Below are 15,708 nucleotides of genomic sequence, written 5' to 3'. Positions count from 1 at the left end.
GGGCAGCACCGCATCGGCGGAAAGCTTGGGCGGCACCCCGGCGGCCAGGGGGCTGAGCTTGCGCAGCCGGGCGCGGGCGGCGGCCTTCAGCGCGTCGCAGATGCGGATGCTGGATTCCTCCAGAAAGCGCTTGGTGCCCATGCGCGGCTTCTGGATGACCTCCACCGCGCCGTATTCCATGGCCTTGAAGGTGGCCTCGGCCCCCTGCTCCGTCACCGACGAGCAGATCACCACCGGAATGGGGTGCTGGGTCATGATCTTGCGCAGGAAGGTGATGCCGTCCATGCGCGGCATCTCCACGTCCAGCAGGATCACGTCCGGAGCCACCGTTTCCATGCGCTTGGCCGCCACGAAGGGGTCGGAGGCGGTGCCGATGAGTTCCAGTTCCTCGTCGCTGGTGACGATGTCGGCCAGAGTCTGGCGGACCAGGGCTGAATCGTCCACCACCAGAACCTTGATACGGCGGGCGGTCATCGCGTCCTCCGGTAGACGGTGGGCGCCACCTGTTCAAGCGGCAGCGCCATGCCGGTAAGACTTTCGGAGTGGCCGATGAACAGGTGCCCGTCGGGGCGCAGGCACTGGCTGAACCGGCTGAACAGCCCTTCCTGCGTGGGCTTGTCGAAATAGATGATCACGTTGCGACAGAAAATGATGTCCATGGGCTCGGAAAAGCTGAAGGGATCCATGAAGTTCAACCGCTCGAAGCGCACGGCGGAGCGCAACTCCGGCCCGATGCGCACCAGGCGGCGCGAGCGGTCGCGGCTGCGCAGCAGGTAGCGTTTGCGGAACTGGTCCGGCACGTTGTGCACCCGTTCCTCATCGTACACGGCGCGCACTGCCTGCTGCAGGGCCCGCGAGGAAATGTCCGTGGCCAGGATGGAAAAGCTGAAGCCGGGGGTGCGTTCCTGGTAGTCGCGCAGCACCATGGCCAGGGTGTAAGGCTCCATGCCGATGGAACAGCCCGCGCTCCATACCCGCAGGGGGCGCTGGGCGCGCAGCCGCACCGCCTCTGCCGTCCAGCCGGGCAGCAACGTGGCGGTCAGGTAGTCGAAATGGCGCGGTTCACGAAAGAATTCCGTGGTGTTGGTGGTCACCACGTCGATGAAGTTGCGCAGTTCCTCGTCAAACCCCTTTTCCGTGAACAGATAATCCACGTACTGGTCATAGCTGGCCATGCCCAGGACGCGCAGCCGCTTTTGCAGGCGCGCTTCCAGCATCACCCGTTTGGAGCCGGGCAGCTTGATGCCCACCTGCTCGTAAACGAAGCGGCTCATGCGGTCGAACAGCTTCTGGGACATGGGGCCAGGGCGGGCGCAGCCTGCAGGCAGAACCGGGCCGTCACTGCGGTTGGAATTCATGCACCGCCCCCATGCGACGCCGCAGGAACGCGCTGCCCGCGCTGGGGCTGGTCCGCCGCAAGTTGCACCAGGCCCGGCACGTCCAGGATCAGGGCCATGCTGCCGTCCCCCTTGATGGTGGCGCCGGAAATGCCCGGCACGTCCTTGTAGATGCGCCCCAGGCTCTTGATGACCGTCTGATGCTCGCCCACCACGCAGTCAACCACCAGGCCGAAACGGCTGCCCTGCGCATCGACCACCACCACCTGCTCGATGGCAGGCGCGGGACCGGACGATGCGAACAACTCGCGCAGGCGGATGTAGGGCACGATCTCTCCGCGCAGGTTGATGATGCGTTGCCTGCCGTCAGCCGCACTGGGCGTTGCGTGTTCCGCGCATTCCTCCACGTGGTTCAGCGGAATGACGTACGATTCGCCGCCCACCAGCACTTGCAGGCCGTCGATGATGGCCAGGGTCAGCGGCAGGCGGATGGTCAGGGTGGTACCCTTGCCCACCGTGCTGTCCAGTTCTATGCGGCCGCGCAGCGCCTCTATGGAGCGCTTCACCACGTCCATGCCCACCCCCCGGCCGGAAACGTTGGTGACCTTTTCCGCCGTGGAAAAGCCGGGAGCGAAGATGAGTTCCATGGCCTCGCGCGCGGGCAGTTCCACATCCGGGGCAATGACGCCGCGCTTGCGGGCCGTTTCAAGCACCCGGACGGGGTTGATGCCCGCACCGTCGTCGGCGATGGTTATCAGCACCTCTCCACCGGCATGGGCCGCCGAAAGGGTGACCGTGCCGGTACGCGGCTTGCCCGCGGCGGCGCGCACGTCGGGCGACTCCACACCGTGGTCCAGGCTGTTGCGCAGGCAGTGCACCAGCGGGTCGCCCAGGCGTTCTATGACGGTCTTGTCCAGTTCCGTCTCGCCGCCCAGGGTCACCAGTTCCACGTCCTTGCCCAGTTCCGCCGAAAGGTCGCGCACCAGGCGGCGGAACTTGCTGAACGTGGTGCCGATGGGCAGCATGCGGATGCCCAGGGTAGTGTCGCGCAGTTCGTCGCTCAGCCGTTCCAGTTCCTCCACCAGCCCCAGCAGCCCGGGATCGCTGCGCAGATGCGCCGCCTGAGAAAGCTGGGCCTGCACGATGACCAACTCGCCCACCAGATCCACCAGAAAGTCCAGCTTGGACGCGGCAACCCGGATGCTGGCCCCGGAATCTTCGCGCGAGGCCGATTCCTTGTCGCGCGACTGGCGGATGGTGCGCACGGCCTGCTGTTCCGCCAGCGCGGCGTCCACCCGTTCCGGGGGCACCACGCCCGCGTCGGTCAGCAGCCTGCCCAGGGGGCGCTGCTCGTCCAGCACGCGGTGCAGATCGTCGGCGCTGACGTCGCCGCGCTCGATCAGGATTTCACCCAGCCGCTTGTAGGCGGCGTCATCCACGATGCGCGCGTCGTCCACCAGCCGGATATCGATGTCCGCGTCATCCTCGACAAACAGGAACACGTCGCGGAGAGCGGCCTCGTCCGCCTCGCTGGAAAGCAGCACATCCCACCACACGTGGCACAGTTCGGGCTGCAACTCGTCAAGGCCGGGCACTTCGCTGAAATGCGGAAACACCTGCGCTCCGCCAAGCTCGCGCAGTTCGTCCAGCAGGGACAACGGGTTGGCGCCGCTGAAAAGAATCGACGGAACGGGGCGAAAGCGCACCCGCCAGGTGCGGGCACAGGGGGGGCACGGGGCTTCCGGCTCTGCCGAGCATTCTCCGCTCTCGGCATCGTGCGGCGTAGCATCGGCCACTGTGGTCGCCACGGGCACCAGCGCCCGCAACGAGGCCGTGATGGCGGCGGCGTGCGTCAGGTCCGGGGCATCGCCGGAAACGGCGCAGTGCAGCAATCGGGCGATGTGGTCGCGCGAGGCCAGGGTCAGGTCCAGCAACTGGCGGGTTACGGGCACCTCGCCGTTGCGCACCCGGTCGAACACAGTTTCCACGTCGTGGGTGAAGTGGGCGATGTCGTCAAAGCCGAACATGGCCCCTGAGCCCTTGATGGTATGCATGGCCCGGAACACACGCGCCACCAGGTCACGGTCATCGGGCTGGGCCTCCAGTTCCAGCAGGGCCGTTTCCAGCTCCGCCAGCAGGTCCTGCGCCTCTTCGATGAAGGCTGCCCTGTTTGCGTCTTCCTGCGATTGCATGCGGCACTTCCTTGTCCGGCCCGACCAGCCATGCCGGGCCCGCTGATTCCGCCGACTTCACCGTTTCCGCCGGATCCAGTGCGCTCACCGGCTCCGAGAGTCCGGCCTGCCCTGGCGATCGGGATGATCGGGGGGATCGGGATGGTCAGGATGAACGGGCGGCATGGCCTGTCTGAACTGGTTGTCAGGCCCGGACGGATTGTCGGACCCGTGGGGCCGGGCAGGTCCGGGCCACGGGCACCACCCGCTGCCGATTCCGTACCGACTCCGTAATCCGGTAAACTTGGCCCGTGTGAACCGGGCATGATGTGGCCAGCCGGGCCTAGCCGAGCACCTTCTTGACCACGGCCAGCAACTGTTCCGGCTGGAACGGCTTGACGATCCACCCCGTGGCACCGGCGGCCTTGCCTTCCTGCTTGCGCGTGGCCTGCGATTCGGTGGTCAGCATGACGACGGGGATGAACTTGTAGGCGGGATTGGCGCGAATCTGCCGGATCAGTTCTATGCCGTCCATGTTGGGCATGTTCAGGTCGGTGATCACCATCTTGATGGGGCCGGAGAGCTTGCTTACCGCATCCTTGCCGTCCTTGGCCTCGATGACTTCATACCCTGCGTTGCGCAGGGTGAAGCCTACCATCTGCCGGATGCTCGCCGAATCGTCCACCGTCATGATGAGCTTGCTCATGTGTCCCTCGTGCGCGAAAGTTCGGAGTTGGCGGTTCAGCGCCGGGCTGGGCTGACGGCGGCATCCCTTGGCCGTTGTCGGCCTGTCGCTTCTGTCAAACAGACTGGGCCGCAGGGCCCGGTTGAGCCAACGAGTCCAGTCAGGCACCCGGCGGGCATCACGGAGGGGGCCGCGATGCCGCGTATTCAGAAAAGTTCCACGTTGTCGCCGTAGCCGTCCCCGCTACCGTCAGCCGGATCGGCAACAGCCTGCGCCGCATGGCCGCCGCCCAGCACGCGACCGTGCAGCACCCGTTCCTGCTCCATGGTATAGCGGTCACGCATGGCAGCCAGACGCTGCGATGCAGCCGCCCGCGCCGAGGCGGGCACCCGTTCCCGCAGCGATGCCGCCATCTCGCCCATGTCGCCGGAGGCATCGGAAAGCCCGGCCACCACCTGGGCGTCGAAATCCAGCCCCTTCACGGCGTGGTCCACCCCGGCGGCCAGTTCCGCGCAGGCCAGGCCCACCCTGGCGAACAGACGAGCGGCCTCGCCGTTCACCTCGCGCAGGCCGTGGGTAAGCCCTTCCAGTTCGGCTGAAATCTCGGACACCCGCGAGGAGTCGAGGTAGGCGGTGGCGTAGGTCTTGAGCTGCCCGGCCACACCGTCCACTTCGCGCAGCAGGGTCGCCAAGGCCATGGTGCTTTCGCCCGCGTCCTGCGACAGCCGCTGGATGGACGAGGCCAGAACCCCCAGGGCCTTGCCCTTTTCGCCGGTATGGGCGGCGCGGATGCTGGCGTTGAGTGCGATAAGCTCTATCTCGTCGCCAACGTCTTCTATATCTTCAAGGAAAGCACTCATCTGGGCAACCATCTCGGCCACCTCGACCATGACGTGGCCCATGCGCTCGCCCTGTTCTGCCAGGGTCAGCATGCGCGTGACGATTTCCGCCACGCTGCGCTCCATGTGGTCGAGCACGGCAGTGCCGCCGCAATCTTCGCCCAGGCACGATTCGTCGGAAAAGCCTCCGGTGCGCTGCCCCACCCCGCGCACGCTGGCGGCAATGGCCGTCAACTCGCGCCGCAAGATGGAAACGGCATCGGAAAAACTGCCCCTGGCGTTATCAAGCTGGGCCTGTTGCAGGGCGCAGATGTCGGCGGCCACGGCCAGTTCCACGGCCAGGATCTCGTCTGCAGCAGGGGCTTCAGAAGAATTGACGGAGGAATCTTCCAGACCCGCGCGGGCGTCGGCCAGGGCCTCCTCCACGTGTTCCACCTGCTGACGCACGATGTCGTGAAACTGCAGGGAACCGATGATGCGTCCCACGGAGGCGGCAATGTCCGCAGTGTGTCCGCGCACTTCTTCCGAGGCCTTGCGGCTGCTCTCGGCAACCTCGTGCAGGGTGTCCATGTTGTCGCGGATCGAGCCGAACACGGAATAGGCGCATTCGCGCTGCATCTCGTGCATCTCGCGGGTGCTGGCCTCCGCCTTTTCGGCCAGGGAGTCCAGCGTCTTGGCCTGCTGCGTGATGCGGTCGGAATATTCGACGATCTTGTAGCCCAGCTTTTCCACGTCGTCGGCAAGGGTGCTGAAACCGCGCCCGTCGGAGCCCAGGCGGGCGCTTTCGATGCGCGTGGAAATGCCCAGCATTTGCAGGGTGCGCACCACGCGGGCGTAGTCGCGTATGGATTTGGAAAGTTCGTGCACCAGGCTGCGGGCACGGGCCAGCATGGCGATGTCTGTGGCATCATCATCCACGTGGCAAAGGGTCTGCATGGCGTCCAGTTCCGCCACCAGCTCTTCCAGAATGTGGCGCACGGTGTCGCCCGAGGCGATGTGGTTCAGCTTCTGGCTGTCAGCGGCGATGTCCTGCACCCGCATGGCCACGTCCTGCAGTTCCGCGCCAAGGGCAAGAAAATCGTCTTCGCGCTGCTGCACCAGCAAGGCAAGCCCGCTGCCCACACGCCCAAGCCGCTCCCGCACCTCGCGCGCCAGCGCCGTGTATTCCTGCATCTGCGTCCCGTCTCCAGTGGTTGTGCATCCCCGCGATGCCCAGACAGTCGCGGCATCATGCCAGCCGCGCCAGAATATCTTGTCCAGAGTGCCTCAGAGTATCCGGGCCATGCCACGAACCCCTGCCCCGCCCAGCCGTACAGCCTGACGCGCTGGCCCGTCCTCCGCCCGGCGACCGGATTCCTCCAGTCCGGCGCTGTCGTGCCGTCCGGCGCCCGGCCCGTCAGCACGACACGGGCATCAGTAAAGGTATGGTAACGCACCACCCATCGGGTTTAAAGTATAAAATAGGGGCGGTCCCTCGCTAAAACGCCCCTTTCCGCAAATGGCATTGCACGGTCAGTCCAGAAAGCGGATTTCCGCCCGTGCCACATGTTCACTCTGCGGGGTCAGCCTGACGTCCACCTTCCGCTTCATGAAGTCGGCCGCGCCAAGGATGATTCCCTCGAAGTACTCGAACAGCGCGCGGGAGGAGCGATAGGTCATCACGAGAGTGTTACCCTTGTCCTCATAGGTGAACGCTGGTGGGTTGATGCCGGGATAGTCCTTGGTGAGTTGCTTGTGCAGTGCATCCATGCCCAGGTACAGTTCCTTCAGGTCGTTGGTCTTGAAATAGCGGCGGTACATCCGGTAGAATCCATCCATGGTGTACCGCCCAAGCTTGCGGAACACTTCCCTGGTCGAATCGCCGGTGATGCGCGAAAGCTCATGGGCCATCTGCTTCAGCACCTGGTCCGGATAGTTGGCGGTTGCCAGGAACACCGGGTTGCCCATGGCTCCCAGCATCTTGGCCACCACGTCGCGCCCGTAGTTGCCCACGGCGAATTCCTGCATCAGTTTGGGCAGCACCCCGCGCATCTGCCCCTGCGACTTCCACAGCTTGGTGGCGTCCACCTTGGCCTCGCTGAAACGCACGGCCAGGGTCAGCAGTTCCTGCGAAAGTCCGGCCAGGTCACGCGTTGCCGCCGAGGCCTGCACCGCCCCGGTTTCCGATTCACCCGCCACGGTGGCGATGGCCTCCACGGCGCCGGTGACCTCCTCCGCCGAGGCGGACTGCTGTTCCGCCGCGGTGGCGATCTGGGCCACACGCTCCACCATGTCCTGTATGCGCACGGTAATGCGGCTGATGGCCTGCCCGGCCTCGTTGGAAAGGCGCGTGCTCTCCGTCACCTGGCCGCCCGTCACCTGCATGGACTGCATGGCGTCGTGCGAACGCTGCTGGATGGTGCGCACGGTCTGTTCCACTTCCTTGGTGGCGGACATGGTCTTTTCGGCCAGCTTGCGCACCTCGTCGGCCACCACGGCAAAACCGCGCCCGGCATCCCCCGCGCGCGCAGCCTCGATGGCGGCGTTCAGCGCCAGCAGGTTGGTCTGGTCGGCGATATCGTTGATGACCCCGATGATGCGACCGATCTCGCCTGCCTGTCCGTCCAGTTGATTCAGTTCAGCCGCCAACCGTTCGGCGGACTCTGCCACGGCGTTGATGCCCCCCACGGCACGCTGCACCAGTGCCGCCCCCGCAGCGGCGTCGTCGCGGGCACCTTGTGCGGCATCGGACGTGGCCGACGCGTTGCGGGCCACCTCCAGCACGGTGTTGCGCATCTGCTCCATGGCCGTGGCCACCGAGGCGGACTGTTCCTTCTGGCGCAATGCGCCCCGCGCCTGCTCGTCGGACGAGGCGGAAAGCTCTTCAGAGGCGGACGCCACCCGCTGGGCAAGCCCACTGATGTCGGCACCCGTGGCCAGCAGTTCCTGCTGGCGCAGTTCCAGGGCGGAACATTCACGGCGGGCATCGCTGTGATCGAACAGGGCAACCACCGCGCCGGTCAAGGTGCCTTCGGCATCGACCAAAGCTTCGGAATGCGCCTGCAACGACAGGTGCACCCCGGACAGAGTGGCCAGTTCCACGTCTCGGTGCATGGAAGTGGTGGGCAGCACGGGCATGAAATCCAGCGCGGCCTTGGTGGAACCGTTGCCGCTCCCGCCTCCCGCAAGGGCTTCCGCCATGGTGCGCCCGACCATCCGTTCCTCTGGAAGGCCCGCCAGCGTGACCACGCCCTTACTGGCCCTGGCGATGCGGCCCGAAGCATCCAGCAGCAGTACCGGGGCAGTCATGACGTCGAAAGCCGTGTGCAGTTGGGTGGTATCCGCCTCCAGCCGCGCGGCGGTTTCCAACGCCGGGTGGGGAGGCATACCCCGTGCGCGCAGACCGTCCCTTACCCGCACGGGCCCCTGTGCGGCCAAGTCTGCCCTCAGCCGTTCCAGCGCGGAAGCGTTGGCCCGCAGGTCGAACGCCACGGCCGCTACGGTGAGCGTCAGACCGCAGCACAAGGCGATGATGGACCACGTGATGCCGCCGGGCAATGCAAGACCGGCGGCAAGCAGGCTCAGTACGGTACCAAGGGCGGCGGGGATGCGGGGGAACGGCAGGCGCGGGTTTTCCATGGCAGTCTCCGGGTGGGGGTGATGTTGTGCCGGCGAGTAAAGCCGAATGTACCGTGTTACCCGGCGCAAGCAAGCGGGATTGCCAGATTATCATGCGAAGGCCCAAGGTCGCTCCAGGCCTGGTCCGCGCCGGGCAGGACCCGGCCCGCACCCGCCCTGCGTCGGCTCGGGTCCGGATGCCATGAAGGACAATGGGCTGGAACCAGGCCGCAACCAGACCAGTGCCGGCCACGGAACGGCCTGTCGGCCAGCCTGTATGGCGTGAATGGCGCACGGGCACTCTCTGCATATCGGCAGGAAATGTCGAAACACAGGGGAGAAACGACGGCAGCACCGCAACGGTCCGCCATGCCGGAGTGCCGCGATGTCAGTGGAGAACGCTGGATACAGATGGGGAAGAAGAAACCGAGAGGGACGAGGAAGGCGGCAAAAAAAACAGCCGTCACGAACGGCCCGCGATGGCAAGGGAAGGTGCCTTGCCGCCGTAACTAGGCGTCGTATTCGCCCTCGTCTCCGGAGCCGGAATCGGCGGCGTCGGCAGCAGCGCCGAAACCAGAGGGGGTGCCCCCCCCCTGCGCGCGGGGGGCATTACCAGCCGGGTCGGCGTACGCCGGGCGCCGGGCACGCCGAAACAGCGCATCCTGCAAGGCGGCCACGGTGGGCACGCCGCGCGCGGCATCGTCGGCGGGGTGGAGAATGGGGGTATAGCCAAGCCTGCGGGCCTGGTCGCGGCGGATGGAATGGGCCGCCACCGGGCGAACCTGGCCGTTGAGATCTACCTCGCCCCAGAACACCGCCCGCTCCGGCAGGGGCAGGTCGTAGAACGACGACAGCACGGCAGCCACCAGCCCCAGATCCATGCCGGGATCCTGCAACTTCATGCCGCCGCCGATCTTGGCGTAGATGTCCACCTGCCCGAAGTTGAGGCGCAGGCGCTTTTCCAGCACCGCCAGCAGCAGGTGCAGGCGGTTCACGTCAAACCCCAGCCCGGTACGACGCGGGATGGCCAGGTAGCTGCGGGTTACCAGAGCCTGCACCTCCACCGCCAGGGGGCGCTGCCCGTCCACGGCCATGACCAGCGCGGTGCCCGACAGGGCCGGGTCGCGTGCGCCCAGGAAGAAGGTGGAAGGATCTTCCACCACTTCCATGCCCTGCTCCACCATGCGGAAGACCAGCAATTCCTGGTTGGGGCCGAAGCGGTTCTTGAGCACCCGCAGCAGGCGGAACATCTGCCGCCGGTCACCTTCGATGGAAATGACCGTGTCCACCAGATGCTCCAGCAGGCGCGGCCCGGCCAGCGCGCCGTCCTTGGTCACGTGCCCCACCAGCAGCACGGTGGTGCCGCTGCGCTTGCAGGCCTCCACGATTTCCGTGGACACCGCGCGCACCTGGCTGACGTTGCCGGGCAGCCCTTCCGCCCTGTCGGAACTGACGGTCTGCACGGAATCGACGATGAGCAGCGCGGGGGCTTCGGGGCCTTCAAGGTGGGGCAGCACGTCGTCCAGCCGGGTGGTGGCCACGGCCATCAGTTCGTCATGCAGCACGCCAAGGCGGGCGGCGCGGGCCTTCAACTGGGGCAGCGATTCCTCGCCCGAAAGATACAGCACGCCGCGCCCGGCGGCGGCCACGGCCCCGGCCACCTGCAGCAGCAGCGTGGACTTGCCGATGCCCGGCTCGCCCCCCACAAGGATGGCCGCGCCCGGCACAAGGCCCTTGCCCAGCACGCGGTCCAGCGCGTCCAGCCCGCTGCCGAAAGGCTCGGCACCATGGTCGGCCACGTCCTTCAGCGCCTGCGCCCTGCCCTGCGGACCAACGGACGACGCACCGGGGCGCGCCCCGGCCTTGCCCTCGCGCGGGGCCACGGTCAGTTCAAGGGTGTTCCATTCCTTGCAGGCGGGGCACTGGCCGCGCCATTGCGGTGCGCGCGCCCCGCAGGCGGTGCAGACGTAGGTTTCGCGCAGTTTCACGGGCGCACGCTACTTGCTTTCGGGCGGGGTGCGCGCCTCCACCACCTTGACGCCGAACTCGGCCACGGAGGCGGGCGGGTTGTAGAACACCACCATGAACGGCACTTCGCCGCCGGGGGGCACGTTGGTGTTGTTGGTGAGTATCTCGATCTTGTTGTTGAGGGCCGTTTCCAGCTCCTGCTCGCCCAGCACCTGCAACTGGAACAGCGACACGGTGACGCCGCACAGTTGCTGCTTGGTGACCACGGCGGCGCCTGCGGCATCGTACAGCGAGGCCTCGATCTTGATCAGTTCGCGCGGCGAGGAAAAGTTGTTCACCACCTTGCCCTCGATTACCGCGACCTGGCCCACCTTTTCGTTGTTCACGTAGTACTGGCGGTAGTTGCGCAAGGCGATGTTCTTGATCTGCTCGGTGCCGTTGACCACGGGCGGGGGCGTTTCCGCCGCCTTTTCTCCGGGCCACATGCCGGTGAAGCGCAGGGTGACCCCCACGGCCACGCACAGCAGCACGGCCACGAACCCGGCAATGACCGGCCAGCCGTACTTTCTGGGCGGGGTGGCGGGCGGGGCGTCGTCCAGGTTGTAGCCCTTCATGGCGCCGATGATGTCGCTGACGTCCGGCCCGTCGTCTGCACCGCTGCGCTTGCGGACATCGGCCTGCACCTTGGCGCGCGCGGCGGCATCAAGATCCGCCTCCGGGTTGGGGGCAACGTCGAAGGGGCCATGGTCCAGTTCCGCCCCGTTGGCCGACACGGTACCGGAAGCAGCACCGGACGTGCCCGCAGCGGCGTCATCCGGCCCGCCCATCCCGAATCCGCCCGTTCCAAGTCCGCCCATGACGGCATCGAAGTCGGGCGCACCAGCGGCAGGCGGCGTGGCCGATTCGATGGGAAAGACAGACTTGCACAGCGTGCATTTCAGCTTCGCACCGGGGCGGGCACGATCGTCGGGCAGATTGTATTTGGTAGAGCAACTGGGGCAAATGACGATCATCGGGCACCTCGGACAGGGGGTCTCGGCGAATGGCCGGGGCGCGATGACAGGCTGGCGGCGTGGCCCACCCTACGCACCCTCGGGTTCGATGGCGGCTTCGTAGATACCGGGAAGTTCGCGATACCGTTCGGCATAGTCGAGGCCATACCCTACAATGAAGCCACCGGGCAACGCAAACCCCGCGAAATCCACGCGCACGGGCACGGCACGGCGCTCCTGCTTGTCCACCAGCGCGGCCAGGCGCAGGCTTTTTGCGCCGCGCGCCGCAAGCTGGCGAAACAGAAAGTCCACGGTGTGGCCGGTGTCCACTATGTCTTCCACCAGCAACACGTGCTTGCCCTGCAAGGGCACTTCCACGTCCTTGGTGAAGCTGACGGTGCCGCAGGTGGCGGTGGACGAGCCGTAGCTGGCCACGCGCACGAAGTCGAGTTCCGGGCGCATGTCCAGATGCCGCACCAGGTCGGCAAAGAACATGAACGCGCCCTTCAGCACGCAGACCACCACCAGTTCCTCGCCCGCATACAGGCGATTGATCTCCTGGCCCATCTCGGCCACGCGCGCGGCAATGGCCTGCGCGTCATACACTACCTTCAGGTCCTTGATCTTCATTGTCGTCCGGCCTCCGGGCCCGTGTATCGCAGGGTGTCGGATACACCGCGCAGTGCGCGGCATGCCCGACCCGTGGGGTTGTCATGTGCAGGCACAAGCAGCGCCTGATGGAGCAACATCGCGGCACGCGCACCGGACGGCACGCGACACGCCGTCCGCTACATTTCCAGCAGTACCGCCGTCTCGTCGCAGTCGGGGAACTTGGGACAGTGGATGCAGTCCGCCCAGATCTTCTGGGGCAGCACGTCCTTTTCCACCACCCGGAAACCCATCCTCAGAAAGAATTCCACCTGGTAGGTCAGCGCGAACACCCGGAAGATGCCCAGGGTCACGGCATCGCTCAGACAGGCATCCACCAGCTTGCGTCCCCAGCCCTTGCCGCGCAGATCGTCGGCCAGCACCAGCGAACGCACCTCGGCGATGTCGTCCCAGGCGATGGACAGGGCGCAGCAGCCCACCAGCGGGCCGCCATCGTCGGGGTCGAGAACCAGAAAGTCGCGCAGGTGGCTGTACAGCTGGTTCAGCGAACGCGGCAGCAGCAGCCCCTGGCCGGAGGTGTGCATGAGCAGGCCGTGGATGGCCTTGACGTCCTGCACGCGGGCCTTGCGGATGTACGGCTGGCCCATCTAGTTGCTCCCCAGCAGGGTGTCCACGAACTTGCCCAGTTCGTCGGCCTCGACAAGACCCACATGGTTGGCCACCAGCTTGCCCTGCCGGTCGTAGACCAGCAGTTGCGGGATGGAGGACACGTTGAAGAACCGCTGCAACTCCTCCTTGCCTTTCCACACCGGATAGTTGAACGGCGTGCGGGACATGAAGGCCGCCAGCTGCTGGGGGTTGTCGTCCAGGGAAATGCCGTACAGGGCCACCTTGTCTTCGGAATACCGGGCCCGCACGTTGATCAGGCCGGGGATTTCCTCCAGGCACGGCGGGCACCACGAGGCAAAGAAATTGACGATGACCACCTTGCCCTTGGCGGCGGTGACACGGCGCAGCAATTCGCCGGAGCCCATCTCTTCCACCGCCGGGGCGGCCACAGCCGCGCCGGACAGGGCGACGAGCAGGGCGACGAGCAGCAGCGGAAGAAGCATGAGCGATGTCAGGCGTTTCATGTACAAGCCTCCGATGGGATAAAGCCACTGCGCCCGGAATCCACGGGCTGTTGCCCTCGGCCGTTCCGGGGTCCGCCACGCAGGCGGAGCGCATTCTTACCGCCGAACGCGCGCCGGGGCAACCGGCGCGGCCATGGCGACCATGCGCAAGGCAAGAGAGAAGGCGGACGCCGGAATGGCAACCCGCCAGGCGAAAGGACACTGTTACGCCAGCGGTTACTGCACCGCCAGCAACTCCTTGGCCACCCGCACGGCTTCCACGGCGTCGGCGGAATAGCCGTCCGCGCCGATGGCCTCGGCATAGGCGGGGGTAACCACCGCGCCGCCCACCATGACCTTGACGGGCAGGCCGCGTTCGCGCACCAGGCGCACGGTGTCTTCCATGCGCACCATGGTGGTGGTCATCAGGGCCGAAAGCCCGATCACCCGCGCCCCGTGGCGCTCCGCAGCCTCCACGATGTCGGCGGCCTTCACGTCCTTGCCCAGGTCCACCACGTCGAAGCCGTGGTTGCCCAGCATCAGCGTGACGATATTCTTGCCGATGTCGTGGATGTCGCCCTCCACCGTGGCCATGATGATCACCGGGCGGGTTTCCTGCCCCCGCTGGGCTTCAAGCAACGGTTGAAGTTTGCGGAAGGCATGCTGCATGGTTTCTGCCGAGCGGATCAGTTGTGGCAGGAAGTATTCACGCCGCTCGTAGCGGCGGCCCACCTCGGTGATGCCGGGGATAAGCTTTTCCTGCACCAGCGAGAACGGGTCGGCCCCTTCGGACAGGGCGCGTTCCACCAGGGCCAGCGCGCCGTCGCGGTCGCCCCGGATGACGGCTTCTTCCAGGGTGGCGGCCTTGGCCTTCACGCCGCCGCCAGTTCCACCAGCCCCGCCGGTACCGCCAGCGGACATGGCACCGGTGGCGTCGCCGCCCGGCGTCCAGCCGGAATAGCCTTCGATGAACGACTCGGCATTGGCGTCCAGCCCCAGCAGCACGCTGGAAGCGGCCACCGCCTCGCGGATGCGCGCGTTGCCGGGGTGGGCGATGCACGAGGAAAGCCCTGCGCCCGCCGCCATGGCCAGAAAGGTGGAGTTCAGCAGTTCGCGCGCGGGCAGGCCGAACGAGATGTTGGACAGCCCGATGGTGGTGGGCAGCCCCTGCGCCGCGCACCAGCGGATGGTATCCAGACAGTGGCGCGCGGCCTCTGCCTTGGACGACACGGCCAGGGCCAGCACGTCCACCATGATCAGGCGGCGCGGAATGCGCAGGCTGTCGGCCTGTTGCAGCAGTTCCTCGATGATGGCAATGCGTTCCGCCGCCGTCACCGGCAGCTTGCGCCCCTTGAGCGGCAGCAGGATGAACGGCGCGCCGTGGTCGCGGCACAGCGGGCCCAGGTGCTCCATGCGGCCGGGTTCGCCGCTGATGGAGTTGACCAGTGGCGAGCCGGGATGGAACGGCAGCGCTGCGGCAATGGCGTCGGCGTTGGACGAATCCAGCGACAGCGGCAGCGAATGGCGGGCCACCAGGCGTTCCACCAGCGCGGGCAGCAGCACCGCCTCGTCCACCATGGGCGCGCCCACGTTCACGTCCAGCAGTGGCGCGCCCGCCTCCACCTGTTCGTCGGCAAAACGCAGGGCCTGGGCGAATTCGCCCGCCTGCAGTTCCGCCGTCAGCAACTTCTTGCCGGTGGGGTTGATGCGCTCGCCAATTATGCGGATGGGGCTGCCCGCCCCGATGTGCACGGCCTGGGCGCGGGTAGTCAGCACGATGCCGTCGCGCCGGGCCGGGTCGGGCTCGAGGCCGCCCGAAAGATTGCCCAGCGCGGAGCGCAGGGCTGCTATGTGAGCGGGCGTGGTGCCGCAGCAGCCGCCCAGCATGCGCACGCCAGCGGCGGCAAAGCGGGCGGTGTGCCGGGCAAAGTCGTCCGGCCCCAGGCGGAACACGGTCTTGCCGTCCACCAGTTCGGGCAGGCCGGCGTTGGGCTCCACCAGTACCGACACTTCGGACAGGGCCAGCAGTTCGTTCACCACCTCGACCATCTGTTCCGGCCCGGCACTGCAATTGGTGCCCACAAGGTCCACGCCCATGTTGAGCATGGACTGCACGAACACTTCGGGCCGCGTGCCGGTAAGGCTGACGCCGTTCTCGAAGGTCATGGAAACGCCCACGGGCAGGTCGCATTCGGCACGCACGGCCAGCACGATGGCTCGGGCCTCGGCCAGGTCGAACTGCGTTTCGGCCAGGATCAGGTCCACCCCGCCCTGCACCAGCCCCCGGATCTGGGCGCGGAAGGCGGCCACCAGTTCGGCGGGGTCCAGGTCGCCCAGCGGGCGCAGGAAATGGCCGGACGGCCCCACGCTGCCCGCCACGAAGGCCTCGCGGCCACCG

Annotated in this window: 12 protein-coding genes; all 12 read right to left on the bottom strand. The window is 66.7% G+C overall.

Annotated elements, in window-relative coordinates; translation table 11 throughout:
- Positions 1–474, bottom strand: a 474-nt coding sequence (locus FVW27_RS12925; protein ID WP_167125738.1) for a response regulator, incomplete at its 3' end; no start/stop codon positions are given.
- Positions 471–1,358 carry a CheR family methyltransferase gene (locus FVW27_RS12920; RefSeq protein WP_167125736.1) on the bottom strand — a complete coding sequence of 296 codons (888 nt, stop codon included), beginning with the start codon at positions 1,356–1,358 and terminating at the stop codon, positions 471–473. The genes FVW27_RS12920 and FVW27_RS12925, both read right to left, overlap by 4 nt.
- Positions 1,355–3,529, bottom strand: coding sequence for a chemotaxis protein CheA (locus tag FVW27_RS12915; protein ID WP_167125734.1), 2,175 nt, complete (start codon positions 3,527–3,529; stop codon positions 1,355–1,357). The genes FVW27_RS12920 and FVW27_RS12915 overlap by 4 nt, the downstream gene beginning before the upstream one ends.
- Before the next feature lie 322 nt (positions 3,530–3,851).
- Entirely contained in the window at positions 3,852–4,214 is a 363-nt protein-coding gene (locus FVW27_RS12910) for a response regulator (protein ID WP_012611617.1), read from the bottom strand.
- 185 nt (positions 4,215–4,399) lie between these two features.
- The gene (locus FVW27_RS12905) at positions 4,400–6,205 is read right to left on the bottom strand and encodes a methyl-accepting chemotaxis protein (RefSeq protein ID WP_167125732.1); all 1,806 of its coding nucleotides are present in this window, start codon (positions 6,203–6,205) and stop codon (positions 4,400–4,402) included.
- A gap of 339 nt (positions 6,206–6,544) precedes the next feature.
- Positions 6,545–8,650, bottom strand: a complete 2,106-nt coding sequence (locus tag FVW27_RS12900; protein WP_167125730.1) for a methyl-accepting chemotaxis protein — start codon at positions 8,648–8,650, stop codon at positions 6,545–6,547.
- Positions 8,651–9,138: 488 nt separating this feature from the next.
- Positions 9,139–10,617: a DNA repair protein RadA gene (radA, locus tag FVW27_RS12895; RefSeq protein ID WP_167125728.1), complete on the bottom strand. Its 1,479-nt coding sequence runs from the start codon at positions 10,615–10,617 to the stop codon at positions 9,139–9,141.
- A gap of 9 nt (positions 10,618–10,626) precedes the next feature.
- The gene (locus tag FVW27_RS12890; RefSeq protein ID WP_167125726.1) at positions 10,627–11,610 is read right to left on the bottom strand and encodes a DUF3426 domain-containing protein; all 984 of its coding nucleotides are present in this window, start codon (positions 11,608–11,610) and stop codon (positions 10,627–10,629) included.
- A gap of 69 nt (positions 11,611–11,679) precedes the next feature.
- On the bottom strand, positions 11,680–12,219 hold the full coding sequence (gene hpt, locus FVW27_RS12885; RefSeq protein WP_167125724.1) for a hypoxanthine phosphoribosyltransferase: 540 nt from the start codon (positions 12,217–12,219) through the stop codon (positions 11,680–11,682).
- 158 nt (positions 12,220–12,377) lie between these two features.
- Positions 12,378–12,845 carry an N-acetyltransferase gene (locus FVW27_RS12880; RefSeq protein WP_167125722.1) on the bottom strand — a complete coding sequence of 156 codons (468 nt, stop codon included), beginning with the start codon at positions 12,843–12,845 and terminating at the stop codon, positions 12,378–12,380.
- Positions 12,846–13,331: a TlpA family protein disulfide reductase gene (locus FVW27_RS12875; protein ID WP_167125720.1), complete on the bottom strand. Its 486-nt coding sequence runs from the start codon at positions 13,329–13,331 to the stop codon at positions 12,846–12,848.
- A gap of 216 nt (positions 13,332–13,547) precedes the next feature.
- The coding region (locus FVW27_RS12870; RefSeq protein ID WP_167125718.1) for a homocysteine S-methyltransferase family protein at positions 13,548–15,708 on the bottom strand (2,161 nt) is incomplete at its 5' end.

Source organism: Nitratidesulfovibrio liaohensis (genome assembly GCF_011682075.1).
In the GTDB taxonomy this organism is placed as follows: Bacteria; Desulfobacterota; Desulfovibrionia; order Desulfovibrionales; family Desulfovibrionaceae; genus Cupidesulfovibrio; species Cupidesulfovibrio liaohensis.
This window is presented reverse-complemented; position numbering and strand designations above follow the sequence as displayed.

What these genes read in the sequence shown, in the direction of transcription:
- FVW27_RS12920 (WP_167125736.1), bottom strand. Translation starts at nt 1,358, where the DNA reads ATGAATTCCAACCGCAGTGACGGCCCGGTTCTGCCTGCAGGCTGCGCC.
- FVW27_RS12915 (WP_167125734.1), bottom strand. Translation starts at nt 3,529, where the DNA reads ATGCAATCGCAGGAAGACGCAAACAGGGCAGCCTTCATCGAAGAGGCG.
- FVW27_RS12910 (WP_012611617.1), bottom strand. Translation starts at nt 4,214, where the DNA reads ATGAGCAAGCTCATCATGACGGTGGACGATTCGGCGAGCATCCGGCAG.
- FVW27_RS12905 (WP_167125732.1), bottom strand. Translation starts at nt 6,205, where the DNA reads ATGCAGGAATACACGGCGCTGGCGCGCGAGGTGCGGGAGCGGCTTGGG.
- FVW27_RS12900 (WP_167125730.1), bottom strand. Translation starts at nt 8,650, where the DNA reads ATGGAAAACCCGCGCCTGCCGTTCCCCCGCATCCCCGCCGCCCTTGGT.
- FVW27_RS12890 (WP_167125726.1), bottom strand. Translation starts at nt 11,610, where the DNA reads ATGATCGTCATTTGCCCCAGTTGCTCTACCAAATACAATCTGCCCGAC.
- hpt (WP_167125724.1), bottom strand. Translation starts at nt 12,219, where the DNA reads ATGAAGATCAAGGACCTGAAGGTAGTGTATGACGCGCAGGCCATTGCC.
- FVW27_RS12880 (WP_167125722.1), bottom strand. Translation starts at nt 12,845, where the DNA reads ATGGGCCAGCCGTACATCCGCAAGGCCCGCGTGCAGGACGTCAAGGCC.
- FVW27_RS12875 (WP_167125720.1), bottom strand. Translation starts at nt 13,331, where the DNA reads ATGAAACGCCTGACATCGCTCATGCTTCTTCCGCTGCTGCTCGTCGCC.